Origin of the sequence: Acinetobacter sp. CWB-G5 (genome assembly GCF_019209785.1) — a bacterium.
GTDB classification, from domain to species: domain Bacteria; phylum Pseudomonadota; class Gammaproteobacteria; order Pseudomonadales; family Moraxellaceae; genus Acinetobacter; species Acinetobacter johnsonii.
Window position 1 is genome coordinate 742367 of the sequence record NZ_JAHUTF010000001.1, and the last position, 18215, is coordinate 760581.

16 protein-coding genes are annotated in these 18215 nt (G+C 41.3%); 8 read left to right on the forward strand and 8 right to left on the reverse strand.

What is annotated here, in order from left to right; genetic code table 11:
* The first annotated feature begins 155 nt into the window (after positions 1–155).
* The 3 genes from KVY11_RS03610 to KVY11_RS03620 all read left to right on the forward strand — a co-directional run bounded on the left by KVY11_RS03610 (position 156) and on the right by KVY11_RS03620 (position 2104).
* Positions 156–521 carry a hypothetical protein gene (locus KVY11_RS03610; protein WP_218288121.1) on the forward strand — a complete coding sequence of 122 codons (366 nt, stop codon included), beginning with the start codon at positions 156–158 and terminating at the stop codon, positions 519–521.
* A gap of 306 nt (positions 522–827) precedes the next feature.
* Positions 828–1301, forward strand: a complete 474-nt coding sequence (locus KVY11_RS03615; protein WP_218288122.1) for a hypothetical protein — start codon at positions 828–830, stop codon at positions 1299–1301.
* 224 nt (positions 1302–1525) lie between these two features.
* Complete coding sequence (locus tag KVY11_RS03620; RefSeq protein WP_218288123.1) at positions 1526–2104, forward strand: DJ-1/PfpI family protein; 579 nt, start codon at positions 1526–1528, stop codon at positions 2102–2104.
* 159 nt (positions 2105–2263) lie between these two features.
* Here the strand turns inward: KVY11_RS03620 and KVY11_RS03625 are convergent, their stop codons facing one another.
* From KVY11_RS03625 to sbmA, 4 genes are all read right to left on the reverse strand, one after another.
* Entirely contained in the window at positions 2264–2782 is a 519-nt protein-coding gene (locus KVY11_RS03625) for a hypothetical protein (RefSeq protein ID WP_218288124.1), read from the reverse strand.
* Between the two features lie 110 nt (positions 2783–2892).
* The gene (locus tag KVY11_RS03630; RefSeq protein ID WP_218288125.1) at positions 2893–3756 is read right to left on the reverse strand and encodes a hypothetical protein; all 864 of its coding nucleotides are present in this window, start codon (positions 3754–3756) and stop codon (positions 2893–2895) included.
* A gap of 59 nt (positions 3757–3815) precedes the next feature.
* Entirely contained in the window at positions 3816–4766 is a 951-nt protein-coding gene (locus KVY11_RS03635) for a hypothetical protein (protein ID WP_218288126.1), read from the reverse strand.
* Between the two features lie 245 nt (positions 4767–5011).
* Complete coding sequence (gene sbmA / locus KVY11_RS03640; protein ID WP_218288127.1) at positions 5012–6208, reverse strand: peptide antibiotic transporter SbmA; 1197 nt, start codon at positions 6206–6208, stop codon at positions 5012–5014.
* 449 nt (positions 6209–6657) lie between these two features.
* Between sbmA and KVY11_RS03645 the strand changes: the two genes are divergently transcribed.
* On the forward strand, positions 6658–6852 hold the full coding sequence (locus tag KVY11_RS03645; RefSeq protein WP_004694700.1) for a hypothetical protein: 195 nt from the start codon (positions 6658–6660) through the stop codon (positions 6850–6852).
* A gap of 454 nt (positions 6853–7306) precedes the next feature.
* Here the strand turns inward: KVY11_RS03645 and KVY11_RS03650 are convergent, their stop codons facing one another.
* Positions 7307–8092 carry a 3-hydroxybutyrate dehydrogenase gene (locus KVY11_RS03650; protein ID WP_218288128.1) on the reverse strand — a complete coding sequence of 262 codons (786 nt, stop codon included), beginning with the start codon at positions 8090–8092 and terminating at the stop codon, positions 7307–7309.
* A 37-nt stretch (positions 8093–8129) separates the two neighbouring features.
* Complete coding sequence (locus tag KVY11_RS03655) at positions 8130–9554, reverse strand: GntP family permease (protein WP_218288129.1); 1425 nt, start codon at positions 9552–9554, stop codon at positions 8130–8132.
* Positions 9555–10129: 575 nt separating this feature from the next.
* Between KVY11_RS03655 and KVY11_RS03660 the strand changes: the two genes are divergently transcribed.
* The 4 genes from KVY11_RS03660 to KVY11_RS03675 all read left to right on the forward strand — a co-directional run bounded on the left by KVY11_RS03660 (position 10130) and on the right by KVY11_RS03675 (position 13244).
* On the forward strand, positions 10130–11011 hold the full coding sequence (locus KVY11_RS03660) for a LysR family transcriptional regulator (RefSeq protein ID WP_218288130.1): 882 nt from the start codon (positions 10130–10132) through the stop codon (positions 11009–11011).
* A gap of 236 nt (positions 11012–11247) precedes the next feature.
* Positions 11248–11952 carry a CoA transferase subunit A gene (locus KVY11_RS03665; protein ID WP_218288131.1) on the forward strand — a complete coding sequence of 235 codons (705 nt, stop codon included), beginning with the start codon at positions 11248–11250 and terminating at the stop codon, positions 11950–11952.
* Positions 11953–11954: 2 nt separating this feature from the next.
* Positions 11955–12602: a CoA transferase subunit B gene (locus KVY11_RS03670; RefSeq protein WP_218288132.1), complete on the forward strand. Its 648-nt coding sequence runs from the start codon at positions 11955–11957 to the stop codon at positions 12600–12602.
* 255 nt (positions 12603–12857) lie between these two features.
* On the forward strand, positions 12858–13244 hold the full coding sequence (locus KVY11_RS03675) for a carboxymuconolactone decarboxylase family protein (protein WP_004981378.1): 387 nt from the start codon (positions 12858–12860) through the stop codon (positions 13242–13244).
* 99 nt (positions 13245–13343) lie between these two features.
* On the opposite strand, the gene KVY11_RS03680 is transcribed toward KVY11_RS03675, so the two are convergent.
* Positions 13344–15470 carry a TonB-dependent receptor gene (locus KVY11_RS03680; RefSeq protein WP_218288208.1) on the reverse strand — a complete coding sequence of 709 codons (2127 nt, stop codon included), beginning with the start codon at positions 15468–15470 and terminating at the stop codon, positions 13344–13346.
* Between the two features lie 94 nt (positions 15471–15564).
* Positions 15565–17988 carry a glucose/quinate/shikimate family membrane-bound PQQ-dependent dehydrogenase gene (locus KVY11_RS03685; protein ID WP_218288133.1) on the reverse strand — a complete coding sequence of 808 codons (2424 nt, stop codon included), beginning with the start codon at positions 17986–17988 and terminating at the stop codon, positions 15565–15567.
* Positions 17989–18215: the final 227 nt, after the last annotated feature.

The following is an 18215-nucleotide window of genomic DNA, read 5'->3' on the forward strand; positions in this document are numbered from 1 at the left end:
TAGGTTGAACATGCAAGAAAAACATAATGCTTTAGAAAAAGTTGCTGAAGCAACATTTTATCTTAAATTAATGGATCAATTAGAACTTAAAAAAAAAACCTTTAACCGATGATTTTGATTATCAGACAGAATACACATACTTATTAAGTGGGTTTTTGAATGCTTGTTATAGTGCATGTGAATTTTTAAAACAAAATAAGTCATATAAAGAAACCGTAAAAAAATTTGTATATGAGAATTCTTTCTTTTATAGCTCTGGTCCTAATGGCGGCTTGAGAACTGTATCAACACATTTTCGTCCTGTTAAACCCTCTGTGCTTGGCTATATCCCACCTCCTGCTAATAATGTTATTTTGAGATTTAGAGAAAAACAAGAATCAATAGATCCACATAATATAGTCTTAGATTTCGATTCGGGTAGCTCATTTTACTTAGATGATACTGCACCGCAAAACCCACTTAACGATAAATGTGCTGAGCATTTAACTTGCTTGAAAAAACTAATCGAAGAAATCAAATAAATGACCATCAAAAAAGTATCCGACATAGCAAAACTCGAAATCTTAGGACGCATTCAACTTCCAAAGTCCTTTTTCATGCTTGATTTCTGAATCCCTCTCCTTGCGAAGCTTCACTTCTCACCTTTAAAAAAGGGAGACTTTGCCACGTGATTAGTTTGATACGCGCTGTTCCCTCTCCTTTTTAAAGGAGAGAGTTAGGGAGAGGATTTTTACATGACGTAGTTTTTAATTCCCCAAAATTACTAAACTAAACACTATCTACTACTTTAAAAACATTAACCACTTGCAAAAAATCAAAGGACAAAAATGAAAACAGCCATCCTCACACTTTCCACCCTTGCCTTTCTCAGCACCACCACATTTGCAGAAACCAAACCCACTGTTCCTACCAAAGAAGCCAGCCAAATATTTAAAGCCGCAGGCTTCACAAAAACCAAACATGGCTGGGAAGGCAACTGCGACACAGGTGAAATCACCACATACAAAGACCTCAATGGTGATGGACTAAAAGACACTGTTATCTCTGATTCCAGCACCATGTGCTATGGTAGAACAGGTGTCGGCTACTATATCGTTGCTCAGCAAAAAACTGGAAATTGGAAACTCATTTTTGAAAACATGGGCATTCCTACTTTTCTAAAAACTAAAGGAAAAGACGGCTGGCCGGATATTGAAAATGGTGGCCCTGGATTTTGTTTTGCTGTTTACCGCTGGAATGGTCAAAAATATGATGTCAACCGTTATGAATATAACGGCAAAGCCTGCACATTAGACTATTAACACCTCAGCATAATAAGTTTCATATCAATGAATATATAAACTGATTGATTTATCATGCTTTTCTATACAGTTAAAACGCCTCAATTACTTGGGGCTTTTTTATAAAAAATGAATTCAGTTATGCGACTAAAGAGCTCTGAATAACTTAAAAATGACATCGTAACTGTGCTAATTTAGATCAAAATTGAACATAAATATGCACAAACAATAAAGAGGGTTTAAAGATGTCAAAACAAATTTTAATGCTCGTGGGTGACTATGCTGAAGACTATGAAACCATGGTGCCTTTTCAGTTTTTAACAGCTCTCGGTTATACCGTACATGCAGTCTGCCCCGATAAAAATGAAGGTGAAAGCATCGCTACAGCCATTCATGACTTTGAAGGCGAGCAAACCTACAGTGAAAAACGCGGTCATAACTTTGCCATCAACTACAACTTTGAAGCGGTACACACTGCGGACTATGTCGGCTTAGTCATTCCCGGTGGTCGTGCGCCCGAATACTTACGTATGAATGAACGTATCCTTGAAATCGTACGTGAGTTTGATACTGCGAAAAAACCTATTGCAGCAGTTTGTCATGGTGCACAAATTCTTGCAGCCGCCGATGTACTCAAAGGTCGTACTTGTTCAGCTTACCCTGCATGCGCAGCCGAGGTGAAACTTGCTGGTGGGACTTATGCGGACATTGAAGTGACTGAAGCTGTAACAGACGGGCACTTGATCACAGCGCCTGCTTGGCCTGCCCACCCTGCTTGGATGGCACAGTTTATTCAAGCTTTAGGGGCGACTGTGACGATTTAATTGTGTTGTTCCTCAAATGAATCTTTTATGAGATGGCCTATCAGCCTTTAGATTCAAAAATAAAAAAGCTCCTTCGATTCAAGGAGCTTTTTTATAACATTAATGCTTTCGATTCAGTTTATAAATCGCTCTCACTATTCATATTTTTCAAAGACCGAACTATCTCGTCACACCCAACTTATTCCAAATTTCTGGGGTTAAAAAAGTCGTGACCAATTTATTTAAATCCACATAGCGCAAGACACCTTGCAACTGCCCTTTCACTTCAGGGTTCTTTAAAATTTCCTCACCTGTAATCTGTCCAAGTTCCTGAAAACTGTCTCCAACCGCTTGTAAGCCTTCGGCTTGAATCACGGCTTTGGTCTGCGCTGAACATTGCTCCACTAAAATGCGTTGTAAAACCTGTGCGAGGTTTTTATCTAGCTGTGTCCGCTGTGCATCGGTGACATTGCTATACACCTTCAGATCAGGATGTGCAGCCAGTGCCGCAAACGTCCACTGCAACACAGTTGTTTTATCTGTTGCTGTCGTTGACTTCACCAAACAATTACTCAGTTGGTCGACTGTGGTACTGGCCGTTGCAACTTGGACTGAACCACACAAGGCTGCTGCCAAAACAGCATGACGAAAAATAGCAGAAGACCGACCACGTAAAACTCTTAAAACAGGCTGTGACATAAACTCAACTCCAAACAACAATTGCATTCTTTGTATCACAAAGCCCGTATATCAGCCTGTTATGGAACTGTAAAATTACCGTCTAGTTGGAGAAAATTAAATCGCCCAATTCAAGCGATTTCTCTATCCAACTCAGCGGTTTCAAATGCAGTGAGCTGTGGGTGTATGGTCGGACAGCCATTCCAAAACCAATAAAAATAACCTTTGGGATCAAGCAAAGTATGCATCTGAATTGTAGACTGACTACTTTCGCCCTTCCAACAGGCTAAAGCAGCATTACGGTTATTGTGTAAATCGATAAATTCAGGAGCAACTTGCTTCGGCATTTCAGGAATATAAAGTGCATCACCATGTTCCACCCACAAGTCAGCCAAGTAAATTTTTCGGTCTTTGGGAAAATAACGTCCTGCTGAAATCACCAGCGGCAAATGATTGAGATCGGTCGAAGCAAACACATGCGGAAAGTCATGATGCTCTAAGTCTGTGACGACAAAGGGATATAAGGTTTTCGCGGCTAGATTGATTTGAATTGGATCATAAGGGAAAAAATGACCGGCCAACATGCCATATTGATATTTAATTTGAGACAACTTTTTCTGCGTAGCCTGCACCTCTATCGCCTGACCAGCTTTCACTAAAGTCATACCAAAGGCGGCAGCTGTTTCTGGCGTGGCTTTGAGTGGCATAAACTCAAAAGAGTTTCCCGCGAATGCTAACTGAGTCTGCTCTCCCCAATGGGTTTGGATCGTCGCAATTTCTTTGGGTACATCATAGACATGTCCCATACTCATATGGGCGTTAGTTGAGGATGCTTGGATCAGTTCAATACCATCTGGCACATCGGCTAAATACTCAGGCGTTCCGTCATTGTTGTAAAAATAAGGCTGAGCTGAAATATCAACGTCTATTTCTTGCACGGTCTGATCCTGCAAAGGCGCACTAAAATAGGTGGCTGGTGTTTGGACATTACTCATGATGTTATTCCTTTGGTTGAGGTGCTCACATGAAGTTCGGTCGTAAACATCCAAAAATCTTACTTCATTTGCTTGAGCATATTTTTAGCACCTGTGTGGTTATGGTTTTTGGCTAAGTTCTGCAAAACATATTTTGCCTGCCCTTTAGGGTTGGAAAAACGACTGCTATAACTTGGAATACCCGTTAAACAACGTGCAACTAATATGCCCGATTCGGTATAGACATTTGAGGCATCCGACCCCGGCAAACGACCATAGTTATATGCGCGTTGTGCACTGTTACAGGCAGCGACTTGGTTGCGCCCACTGTTAATATCACGGCGTGCAGCCACATACAGTTTGGCCTGTTGCTGCTGCGGTGTTTCTACAGCTTTGGCGACTTTAGGTGGTACTTCCACTTTATTTTCTTTTTTAGGCTCTACTTCTTTTTTGCTTTCTTCCTCTTTCTTCACTTCTGCCTTGGTCGCGGGCGCCTTCGTCACCGCTTTTTTGCTTGGCGTAATAGGTCCCATACTCCGTGGTGCTGGCTCAGTCAGTACTTTGTTTTGTAGATTAACCACACGAGTATCATTTGAGTTAGGCAGTTTACGTTCAGACAAGGCTTCAATACTCACCAGCCACTGTTCACCATTATTGAGCTGGCAACGAAAAGTACCCGTGCCCTGTTTTAAACTGTTATAGGTGCGAAGTAATTTTTTCGCCCACGGATCTTTCACTAAACTGAAACTACTTTTTTGTGTCTGACTAAAACGGCCACCATGTGCTTGGCAATACTGACTGAACATGCTGCGTGGATATAGCGCCTCGATATCTTTTTCATTTTTTACGCCTACCGTGTGATACACGTATTCTTTGCTGTTTTTATCGCTATCATTAATTTTTCGTTCTACGATTAATTCTTGTGGTGATGCAATATTTGTAAAAGCTGTTTGTGCTACATTTCCCAGACTGGTACAGCCCTGTAACACACTCCCCAAAACCCCAAATACACATAAAATTTTATAATTCACTACGACTTTACTCTTAAACACCCGCATAAAAACATTAGCGGAAAGCTCCTAAAATAACAAACTTAAATAACTGTTTTTATTATTTATTTTAGCTTGACACACACATCATTTTGCTTTGTTTTATGACAACCTCAACAACATTTCATAAATTTAGTTTGACCCATACAACAAAAGTTACAGACAAAACGATGCTTGAGCACATAAAAAACCTGCCGTGAAAGGCAGGTGAGATACATCAAAAATATTTAGTCATCCAAAGTCGATTCAAAAGCTTTCAGACGTTTATAAATTGAGAGCAGTTCGATAATGGTTGGCCATGATGCAATCAAATATTGAAATGACTCCCTAACTTTGCCAAAAACATTCAAAATCTGTGTGAGTAAACCTAAAGTCACTAGCCCTGCTGCAATACTAGGGAAAAGGACAAATAGTCCATAAATATTATCTAACTGCATATACCATATTCGTACTAAATTAAAATATGCATAATGAAAATACAGTCTGAAATAGTTTTTACGTACACCACTGAATAATTGTTTCAGCGTGGCAGGTTGAGCACGGTCTGCATGGTCTTCTCCATACACCAACTCTTTACGATAGGCTGCTTCGACTTTTTGATTATTAAATTCCAAACCAGGTAATTTATAACCAACCAACACTAAAATGAGTGTTCCTAATAAAGCCCAACTTATAGCAGCCCAAACCAAAGCATATGGAATAGCCCCCACAATTGGAATTGCCTTTACATGGCTCGACAGACTAAACAACACTGGCAAAAAGGCAATCAACGTCATTAACGCTTCAATCAAGCTGACCCCTAAACCTTCTAAAGTTCTTGCAAAGCGCATGGTATCTTCTTGAATACGTTGCGATGCCCCTTCAATGTGCCTTAACTTATTCCAATTTGAAGTGTAATAGTCATTCATCGCAGTGCGCCAACGGAACACATAATGGCTCACAAAAAATAAATTTATAACAGCAAATGTAACGTAAACCATCGCAACATAAATAAAAGTTAAAATACCTTTATAAAGTTGGTTCACATCACCGCCCCCATTACTCAACATTTCTTGGATCAAGTCATAAAAAGGGTTATACCAAGCATTTACAACAACACTGACCTGTACACCAAACCAGATGTTAAACAGAATAAATGCGGACCCCAAAATCGACCAGCGTTGCCATTTATTGTCTGAGACAAAACGCCAAAATAAGGCAAAGAGTGTTGTCGCTATAAAAAACCAGAGATAGAACCACAGAAAAGACGGAGACCAAAAACGGCTTACCCCAATAGCTAATTCAGCCGTTGCATATCCTTGCGGCCAACCTATGGCGCTTCCCCATGTATTTCCCCCTGTGTACCACAGTACGACATTGATCACTGACCAAAGTAATACCGAAATGAAGAACCATCTAGGGTTTGGGAAAAATGACTTAAACATGAACGATATATATCCCTTTTATGTTTCAGGTATGCAATCCGTGCATACTAATCCTTATTTCTTAATTTAGTACAATCGCATTACAGCAAGTTTGTACACTTTACTTATCCTTATTGGGTTATACGTTATTTGATTTGTATGCCCCTTCACAAGAGCTCAGGACATTATTTTCCGACTTGATCAGTCACATCACAATCAAAATAAATTAATTCAATAACTTATGAAAATACGAACGGGCTTTGCCCCAGATTTAAAATAATATTTTATTGCTTACAATTTTTGGGTTTCAAACTAAAAAATTGCTTAGGATTTAAAGCGAGTGCAATGACGGTATTTCTCTGACAACCATACGATTACTTGTTGATTTTATGTATAAAAGAATGAAGTTTGCACATTTTAAAATGACTTCATGCTACTATCTTTTCATTAAAAACTATTGGATCTATGACATGGAAACCCTTGTACTTGAACTGATCAAACCACTCACACTGACAAAAGAAGACTTTCCACCCATTAACTTTGAAGAAGGCACTGTGCTCAAAGTTCTCATGAAAACACCTACAGGTTACTTGGTAACGGCAGATTCTCGTTTTAATTTTACGGTGTCTTTTGATGATGAAAATCAAGTGTGGCAGAAGCTGTAAGTTGCAACGCTCTTTAGTAAAAGAATAATCCATTCAATAAGATAAAAATAAAAACCATCTTTTTTTATTGATTTAAAACTGATTATTTTTATTAAAATTTAGTTTTTTATACCGAATCAGCAAATGAATAACGTGCTGAGAGTTTTCCGTACCTATTGATTTTGTGATTTCTGAGGCTCATTTGTATCATCGTTATGCATCTATTTTACCGTTAATCTATTGATTTAATTGATCTACATTAAATCTTCCATCCTAGACGTTTAAACATTGAACTATAAATCAGAAAAAGAGAAAGGATTTGAAAATCTTTAGTCTATAACTCTATATGTACTGACGCATTCACTAAGCTCACTACTATTTAAATCTAGGTCTTTCTGCAAAATCTATCGCTATAAAAAAAGCCCCAGATACGAACATCCGAGGCTTTCAGTTTTTAAACGTGTGCTGAGCTAAGTTATTGCGCGGTATAACCCCCGTCCATCACCACGGCTTGACCAGTTACACCGCCCGCCTTATCACTGGCAAGGAAGATTGCATAATCCGCAATTTCTTCTACACTCAATAAGCGTTTTTGCGGCACCATCGCCAAAATCACATCTTCTAATGCACTTTGCTCACTGACATTTCGGGTTTTAGCCAAGTCATGAATTTGACCACGTACCAACGGCGTGTCGACATAGCCTGGACACAGAGCATTCACGGTGATGCCATCGCGTGCACACTCTAAAGCCGCAACCTTGGTCAAACCAATCACACCATGCTTAGCACTGTTGTAACCAGCCTTGCCAGCAAATCCAATTAATCCATTAATCGAAGCCATATTAATCACACGACCAAACTGCTGCGCTTTCATGATTGGAAATGCGTACTTAATGCCAATGAACGACCCCACCAACATGACATTAATCAGCTTTTGATAGACTGCAGTTGGAAAGTCTTCAATCACTGCAACATGCTGAAAACCCGCATTATTGATGAGGATGTCCAACCGCCCATAGGTTTTCTGAGTCAGTTCAATCGCTGTTTTATATTCCTCTTCATCGGTCACATCGCAAGGCGCAGACAATGCTTCAAAGCCTTGCTTTTGAAGTGCCGCCACCGTTTCAGCACACTTCTCTGCATTCATATCAGAAATGACAACTTTTGCACCTTCACTGGCAAATTTCTTTGCAATTTCATGTCCAATACCACTGGCTGAACCGGTAATAAATGCAACTTTATCTTTTAACAGTTGACTCATGATGTACTCCGTTGTCTTCTTTTTTCATTCCAAAGTCTTAAACAATACCAAACCAAGTAAAGGCAGCAATAGCAACAAATACCGCGATGGTTTTAATAATGGTGATGGCAAAAATGTCTTTATACGATTGTTTATGGGTTAAACCTGTCACAGCAAGCAAGGTAATCACGGCGCCGTTATGCGGTAAGGTATCCATACCGCCTGATGCCATCGCAACAATACGGTGCATGACTTCAGGTGGAATTCCCATGGCTAAAATCGCAGCATTGTACTGATCAGCCATCGCACTTAAAGCGATACTCATACCGCCAGAGGCTGAACCCGTCACACCCGCTAAGACTGTCGTGGTAACCGCACCATTGACCAGTGGATTGGTAAAAGTATTGCCCAATGCATGACTAATAATCGCAAAGCCCGGTAAGGCCGCAATAATCGCACCAAAACCATATTCAGATGCGGTATTCATCACGGCAAGTAAAGATCCGCCAATACTGGCATTGACACCATCTTTGAAGCCCGTATAGACACGGCGGAAGTCAAATGAAATGGCCGCGATAATGCCCACAATTAAGGCTAAACCCACGGCCCAAATGGCAGAAGTTTTGGCAACATCGACAGTGTAAGCTGCAAGTCCAATGGCATTGAAATCAAAACCGTTTGGATACCATTCTTTAATTGCAGTGGATAAATACTTATTGGTCACAGCAACTAAAATAAGAGGTACAAAAGCCAACCATTGACGTACGGTAGAACCATTCGAGGTTGTATCTAAGTTTTGCTTCAGTTGTTGTTGCTCGGCTTCAGTCAGCTCAATACCTGTGGCATAACCATCGCCATTTCGAGCAGCTACACGGCGACGCCATTCCAAATAGCTCAGGCCCGTTGCTAGAACAAATACACCACCAATCAAACCAAGAAAAGGCGCTGCATAAATATCTGTACCAAAAAAGGTCGTCGGAATAACGTTTTGAATTTGCGGGGTTCCCGGCAAGGCATCCATGGTAAAGGTAAATGCACCAAGGGCAATGGTTCCCGGAATCAAACGCTTTGGAATGTTGGCTTGTCTAAAGAGTTGATTTGCAAATGGATAAACTGCAAAGACCACCACAAAGAGACTGACGCCGCTATAGGTTAAAATCGCCCCTAAAAGTACAACAGTTAACATCGCATTTTTAGAACCAATCAGGTTCACAATGGTTTTGGCAATGGATTCTGCAATCCCTGACATTTCAACCACTTTACCGAAAATGGCACCGAGTAAAAACACCAAGAAATAATCTTTAATAAACCCAACCATTTTGGGCATAAATACGCCTGAATAAAAAGGCAAAACGTTAGCGGGGTTAATCAGTAAAACCGCTAACAAGGCACAAATTGGTGCCATAAGAATGACAGAAAAACCCCTGTAGGCTGTATACATCAGTAGCCCAAGAGACAATAAAATTACACCCAAATCCCACATATTTTTTACTCCATCCTTAAAGAAAATATGTCTTGATGTGCTGTGATATTAATGGCGAATGATGTCAAATCTAGTTGAGTCACAGTGCAATCAGCCTGTGCGGAAAGACCGAATACGCATTCATAGACCGTCTATTTCCCTCATGACGAGATGTCTATTTGCACTCTGATCTATGTACTATATTTATCCATCAGAGCATTAATATTTCAGCTTATGGGGCAGACTATAATGCATATAAACCCATGCATTGTTTGAAAATAATCATTGAGTAAGAAGAAAAATTGATTAATATCCAAGCCCTAGTAAGACTGATAAAACTAATTGCATCAAGTTAAAGGTAAAATTTCACAATCGCACGAAATGACTATTTTTTATATTTTTCATTCAGTTAAAACATATTTTTACACACTATCATGCTCTTCGACTTATACTTCTTTGACGACTTGATAAAAATGACATCCACTTCCATCACTTGATCTGTTTTGACCGTCTGTTGTATTTTTTATGTAAACCATTTGAGAACAACACGTTCATTTTCATTCAACATCGTGTTGCATCATTGCTCAGGGAAGCTCATGACACTCAAACAATTAAAAGCCTTTTTGGTCCTTGCACGTACGCTTAATTATGCCAATGCAGCCAATGAACTGTGTCTGAGCCAATCCGCTCTCAGCTTAAGCATTAAAACATTAGAAGAAGAACTCGGTGGAAAACTGTTTAAACGCAACACACGTCGGGTAGAAATCACCCTTGAAGGTCAGTCCCTCATTCCCTATGCCAAAAAGCTCTTGGCCAACTGGGAGGATATGGAAAAAGATGTCAAACAGCGCTTTAAACTCAACCGTGGCACTTTAAATATTGCCTCAATGCCCTTCGCCACTCATGCGGTACTCCCCGAAGTGATGCATGATTTTGCACAGCAGCACCCCAACATCAGTTTTTCAATCCATGACATCACCAATGAAAAAATCATTGAAAAGGTTCAAGAAGGCATTTTTGAGATTGGTATTTGTTTTGAACCCAAGGCCAATGACCAACTGATTTTTCAGCCTATATTCAATGAAGACTTTTTAGCTCTCTTGCCCAAACACCACGTCTTAGCCAAGCAGAAAAGCGTGACATGGCTTGAACTCTGCTCTTGTCCATTTGTGACCTTACAAAACCCCTCAATTATTCGGCATGTGATTGAGGAACATTGTGCTGCGCATCAAGTGGTGTTGGACTTAAAAGTCGAATGCCACCAAATCAGTTCCCTTTCACACTTTGTTGCCTATGGTATGGGCGTCAGTGCTATTCCACGGCATTTCCAAAAATTCATCGACCTTGAAAAAAATGTGTTGGTTGAAATTGAGGACAATCAAGCGCAGCTCGCGGTGGGCATTATTTATAAAAAAGATTATGAACTGTCTAACATGTCGTCTCAATTTATTGAAACCACACTTTGGCATCATTTCTAAGCTAAGTTCTCCCTCCTTGACTAAGCGAAACTGAAGCTAAACCTTAATAGCTCAGAATAAGCCTATGATTATTTGCATAGCTTTCACACATGCTTTGACTCTTCTTTTATTTATTTTTCTTCGTAAACATTCTGCATTAATGAGTTTTTCTTATTATACATTAGAAAGATTCAATTTCTAAAAAGTGCAGCGCAATGCTAAAAAAATAACAAGCAAGGAAGATCAGGAAATAAAAGATGAATAAAGTCGTCGCAAATGCAGCCGAAGCATTGGCTGATGTAGTTGCCAATAATCAAACTATTGCTGTGGGTGGTTTCGGCCTCTGTGGTATTCCAGAAGCATTAATTGATGCCTTAAAAGATACAGGTGTTACAGGTTTAACCTGTATTTCAAATAATGCGGGTGTAGATGGCTTTGGTTTAGGTAAATTATTAGAAACCAAACAAATTAAAAAAATGATTGCCTCTTATGTCGGTGAAAACAAAGAGTTTGAGCGTCAGTATCTCAATGGTGAACTTGAAGTTGAACTTACCCCACAAGGTACACTCGCAGAGAAACTACGTTCAGGCGGCGCAGGTATTCCTGCATTTTTCACCCAAACAGGTGTAGGCACTCTCATTGCCGAAGGTAAAGAAGTCCGTGACTTTCATGGTCGTCCGCATATTTTAGAAATGTCCCTTACTGCGGACATTGCTTTAGTGAAAGCCTACAAAGCCGATAAAGCCGGCAACTTGGTATTCCGTAAAACAGCACGTAACTTTAACCCTGACTGTGCCATGGCAGGCAAATTCACCATTGCCGAAGTCGAACAAGTGGTTGAAATTGGTGAAATCGATCCAGATGACATCCATTTACCGGGTATCTACATTAACCGTGTGGTACTGAACGCCACCCCTACAAAGCAGATCGAACAACTGACCATTAAAGCAGAGGAAGCTTAATCATGGCTTGGACACGTAATGAAATGGCGCAGCGTGCTGCCCTTGAACTCGAAGATGGTTTTTATGTCAACTTAGGTATTGGCTTACCGACTTTAGTGGCCAATTATCTGCCAGAAGGGATCAATGTTTGGTTACAGTCAGAAAATGGCTTACTCGGCATTGATGAATTTCCAACCCGTGATGCCGTCGATGCAGACTTGATTAATGCAGGAAAACAAACTGTCACCGCACGTAAAGGGGCTGCATTTTTCTCAAGCTCAGAATCTTTTGCCATGATTCGGGGTGGACATGTCAATATTGCTATTTTAGGTGCAATGGAAGTCTCTGAAACGGGTGACTTGGCAAACTGGATGATTCCGGGTAAAAAAGTCAAAGGCATGGGCGGTGCTATGGACTTGGTTTCTGGTGTACAAAAAGTCGTGGTGCTCATGGAACACTGCGCCAAAGATGGCACGCCAAAAATTGTGCCTCAATGTACCCTACCACTCACAGGCAAAGCTGTCGTCAGCCGTATGATTACTGACTTAGGCGTTATGGATATCACTGCTGAAGGTGTGAAACTAGTTGAACTGGCAAGCGATGTGAGCCTAGAACAAATCCAGAAAGCGACTGGATTAGAACTTATCATCAATGACTTTAAAGCCGCTTAAGTACAAAACAGCATCATTCAAAGCAGCTTCGGCTGCTTTCTTATTGGGCTCAATCAAAAAGGTTTTCAGTTACCAATATGCATTTTTATAGCCTTTAAATCAGACATAAAAACCATCATTACCTTGATCAAGAGTATTTCTATACTCCCAAATATATTGAAGGATGACTCCCGCGCACATCTTTTTAACCCAAATAGCTGATGAAAAACCAAGCTGCTCGGCTACTATATTTGTATTCCACATTCAGAGGTTCCCATGTCACAACAAGATTATGAAAATGGTTTAAAAGTTCGCACAGAAGTCATGGGCGAATCTTTTGTTAAACGTGCTCAAGACAATACTGTACCTTTCACCCAACCTTTGCAGGACTGGATTAATGAACATGCTTGGGGCTCAACATGGCAACGTGAAGGTGTTTTACCACGTAAATATCGCTCTTTAATTACCATTGCATTTTTGACGGCACAAAAGAGTCCAACGGAACTGAAAGGCCATGTTCGTGGTGCGTTGAATAACGGTGCAACGGTTGAAGAAATTCAAGAAGTCCTTTTGCACAGTTTGCCTTATTGCGGCGCACCTGCGACTCAAGAGGCGTTCCGTGCTGCACTGGAAGTGATTCAGGAATATCAAAGCAATTCATAAACAGATTAAGCGCCCATACAAAAGCGTCTTTTGCAGTCGTATGGCGCGATTCATCTGGTTTGGCTAAGCAGCACTATTTGCCTAGCCAAACTATTTCCATTAAAAGGCTTTGGTCACACTCATGCCAACGCTAAAGTTTCTACCATCGGCAGGTTCAAAGAAGCGACTATTGCCGTCATTCACAATTACTGAGCCAACATAGTTACGGTCAAACAGGTTATCGACTCGAGCATAGCTGTTTACTTTCCAGTCACGGTTTACCCATAAATAGCCGACATTTGCAGCCACAATGGTATAACTTGGTGCAGTATCTGAGTTGATATCATCGACATAAATTTTATCCATATAGCGTGCTTCTAAGCCGGCTTGAAAGCCCTGCTCTGGTTGCCATGCAATACGGGTAAACACTTGATTTTTGGCAATTCCGGGAATCTTATTTCCTTTATTAATGGCTTTCGCATATGGAGTAGTTGGGTTATTTGGATTCGCTATTTCTGCTGTATAACTATCAAATTCAGCATCAATATAACTAAAGCTAGATTGAATGTTGAGCTCTTTCCAAATCGTTTGTTGCCATGAAAGCTCTAACCCTTGTCGCGTGGTTTGATCTGCATTACGAAAAGTCGCACGACCATCACGTGTTCCCGCTGTCACTATATCGTTTTCTGTATCTGTCTGGAAAACAGCAAAAGTGAGGAGCCCGAATGGATTCTGCGACTTTAGACCCAGCTCATAGTTATCACTACTTGCTGCTTTTAACGCAAAATTCATACCCGATTTCGTAGGATCAGTGTTATAAGCCATTTCGGTAAAGGTTGGCGTTTCAAAGCCTTTGCCATAACTGGCATAGGCATAAAGTTCAGGTAAAATTTCCCAGCCTAAAGCCACAGAAGGTAATAATTTTTGATAATCCGTTGAACCACTGTCATCACCATTTTTATCAATGATGTAATGATCATCTGACTCATAATGCACATTGCTATAGCGTAAGCCTGTATCAAGATGCCACGTGGGTAAGAACTGCCATGAGGCCTGCACATATGGATCTAAATTCCACAGGGTATTATTTTCATTACGGCGTAAATCACCTTTCACGCCAAAGTTGCTTTTATTATCATAATTTTTATAGCCTTTACGGTCTTCAACCATCCGGTCTAAAGCCACACCAGCAACCAAAGTTGTATTCGGCAAAAGTGCTTTTCCTGTCCAACGGAAGTCTGCACCATAGTAATCTCGGTCAAAATCAATCACGCCACCTGCATGGCGATCATTCTCTTGTGGCCCCTTAGGAATCGACTGATATTGTACGACTTGTCGGTTGCCCAAATAGAACATGCTATACAACTCTTGCTGGTCATTTAATGGCTTCGTCCATGTCAGCCCAGTTTGGGTTTGTTCAATTTCTTTACGCACATTGTAGATATTGTTGCTGTCATTCACTTGTTTCGGATTAGCTTTCCACTGCTCACGACTAAGGCCTTGTGGGTCGTCGGCATCAATATCGACACGGTTCATCACCCAGTTGATTTTACTGCCATCCTCTAAGTTCCATGTCAGTTTGGCATTATTCAGTACTTTTTGTGCTGCACTATGGTCTCGAAAACCATCGGTATCAAAATAAGAGGAACTAATCACATAAGCGGGTTGATTGGCCTGTTCAGAACCCCCTTGTAATTGGATATTGGCTTGTTGCTTATGGTGGCTGCCAGCATTGAGTCCCACTTGGATTGAGTCTTTCCCTTGCCCTTCTTTGCTCTCAGCTAAAATGGTTCCCCCTGATGAGTTACCATATAAAGATGAAAATGGCCCTGTCAGTACTTCGATGTGATCTAAACTATTGAGGTCAATATTGGAACTTTGCCCTTGACCATCAGGCATGGTCGCAGGAATACCATCGACATACATCCGAATGCCACGCACGCCAAAAGTCGAACGAGCGCCAAAGCCACGCATCGAAATCTGTAAGTCTTGCGCATAGTTTTCACGGTTATTAATTTGTAAGCCTGCAACCCCTTGTAAAACTTCCGATAGGTTCACATTGGCATTGTTTTGCACTGTAGCCGCTTGGACTTTTTGAATGGATGCAGAAGTCGATAACAACTCGCTATCGGTATGTACCGCTTGGACAGTGATCACAGGAAGCTGATATTCTGTCGTTTCTGCATAAGCATGCATAGATTGTAAAATAACCGCAGTCAATAAGGCTTGTTTAAAAGGCGCAGGCATCAAATAAGTTAATCGCACAATATTTCCTTGCTTGTTATTACCATAAAAATGGGAAGCCTATCATCTCGACAGGTTTCCCATACAATAAAACGTTTTAATCGGCTAAGCTATACGCAACCACATAATCACCATGATCAGGTGACTGACGTGCCCCACCTGCGGAAATGACCACATATTGCTTGCCTGTTTTTGGAGAAATGTAGCTCATCGGTGTCCCTTGACTACCTACGGGTAAACGCGCTTTCCATAATTCTTCACCATTAGATGAATTGAAGGCGCGCAAGTAGAAGTCTTGTGTTGCAGCAAAGAACACTAAACCACCTTGCGTCGCCATTGGACCACCAATGGTTGGCATACCAATCGGCGCTTTTAAGCCCATTTTAATACCCATTGGACCCGTATCTTCAACCGTACCTAAAGGCACCTGCCAAGCCACTTGACGGGTTTTCATATCAATCGCCGTCATGGTTCCGAAAGGTGGTTTTTGGCATGGAATACCCAATACCGACATAAAGCGGTTTTTATTCACTTTATACGGTGTACCTTTCATTGGCACTGCGCCCATACCTGTGTTGACCTTCTCTCCACCACTGGCTTCAAGTTTTAAGTCTTCAGGCGTTTGTTTAATCAGCTGAATCCACAGACCTAGGCGCATGTCGTTGACAAACATATAACGATGCGTTGGGTCAAATGCGATACTGCCCCAGTTCATCCCACCCAGTGATCCCGGGAAACTTAAAGATATATCAGAACCCGGTGCGGTAAAGAGACCGTCATAACGCATGGATTTAAAGTTAATGCGACACATCAACTGGTCAAATGGCGTTGCGCCCCACATGTCCGATTCAGTCAAAGTTTGATTGCCAATCTGTGGCATTTCAACTGAACGTGGCTGAGTTGCGCTGTATTGCTCATCAGGAATATCTGCAGCTTTTACAGGCTGTTCAATGACTTTAGTCAATGGCTGACCCGTAACACGGTCGAGTACAAAGAACTGCCCTGACTTGGTGCCAATGACGACAGCAGGTTTGGTTTGCCCATTTTGCATCGGAAAATCGACCAAGCTTGGCTGCATAGGTAAATCGAAGTCCCAAAGGTCATTATGAACAGTTTGATAAACCCACTTTTCTTTACCTGTGGTTGCATCTAAAGCCAAAACGGAAGAATTGTACTTATGATCGACAGGTTGACGGTTTCCACCCCAGACATCGACCGATGAACTTCCCATCGGTAAAAACACCGTGTTCATTTGCGGGTCGTAGGACATTGCAGCCCAAGAGTTAGCTGAACTACGTTTGTAGATTTCACCCGGTTTGAGGACATAATTTGGATTTGGGTTACGTGGATCAAAAGCCCAGCGTAGCTGCCCAGTAATCACATCATAAGCACGAATCACACCACCCGGCATATCCGCTGCAAAGTTATCAGCAATACGACTTCCAACGATGATACTGGTGCCTGCAATGGTTGGCGCCGAAGTCACTTCAAAACGAGGCGCTTGCGTGCCCGCACCTAGACCCTCCAGTAAGTTCACCGTTCCATCGACACCAAAGTCTTTACAGCGTTCGCCTGTATCGGCATTGACTGCAATTAAACGACCGTCAGGTGTATTGGTATAAACACGACGTGGACATGCGGTATTGTTTGCCACCGCTGTCACCGCACTTGCACCGGCTAAAGTCGGTTGTACCAAGGCTTGAGTCGAGTCAAAGTAACTCACACCACGGCAACGCTCCCAAGCATCCGCTTTAGAGTTCACTTCAGCCTTCCAGACTTGTTTACCTGTATCTGCATCTAAAGCAATGATGTTGTTATGCGGTGTACATAAAAAGACTTTATCGCCCACCTGTAAAGGGGTGAGCTGGTCTTCTGCACCATTACCCGTACCTGTGGTCATATCGCCTGTTTGAAAGCGCCATGCTTCCTTTAACTTAGATACATTATTTCGGTTGATCTGATCCAACGCAGCAAAACGACTACCACCGGCATCATTACCATAGTGCGACCAATTCACTTGTTGGGTTTGAGCTGTTACAGGCACTAGGGGTAATTCTTCACCACTGGCTTTTACCGTTGGATGTGGAATAAACATGCCATACAAACCACCGAGCATACCTAACACCGTTAAACTACCTAAGGCATAAGCGGGTGCTGAAGGCGCAATTTGAAATTGGTACTTACGAATAGCAGGCAAGGTAAAACACAGTGCGGCAAATAAACCCGCCGGAAACATTAACCGTGAATGGAGTGCCCAAAAATCCCAACCTGCATCAAACAGTGCCCAAACCACGGTTCCAAGAAAAACCAGTGTAAAAATCCAGACACCCAGTGCTTTTTTTCTAAAAATAAATATTGCAGAAATGGTGGTCAATAAACCTGCAATGAGGAAGTACCATGAACCACCTAGACTAATCAGTTTTCCACCACCGATTAAATAAAATAAGCCAGTCAGCAATAAAGCTAAGCCTAATATAAAGCACCATATTTTAAATATGGGTTGAGATTGTGCTTCGGACATACTTTTTACTCCAAATGCTGTGTTTTAAATGATCTCGCCTACTTTGTTTTGAGCATCATTCACACCACATCCAAACTTTGAGCATCCACAATTAACTTGCTTCAACAATGAAAAAAGAGTGTTTAGGGGCTGTTGATATTTCATAAATGGCTTGCGTTGTAGGCTAAAATTGAGCAGGCAAGGCATGGAGCGATGACAATAGTGGGAGACTATTTTCAAGTTTCATA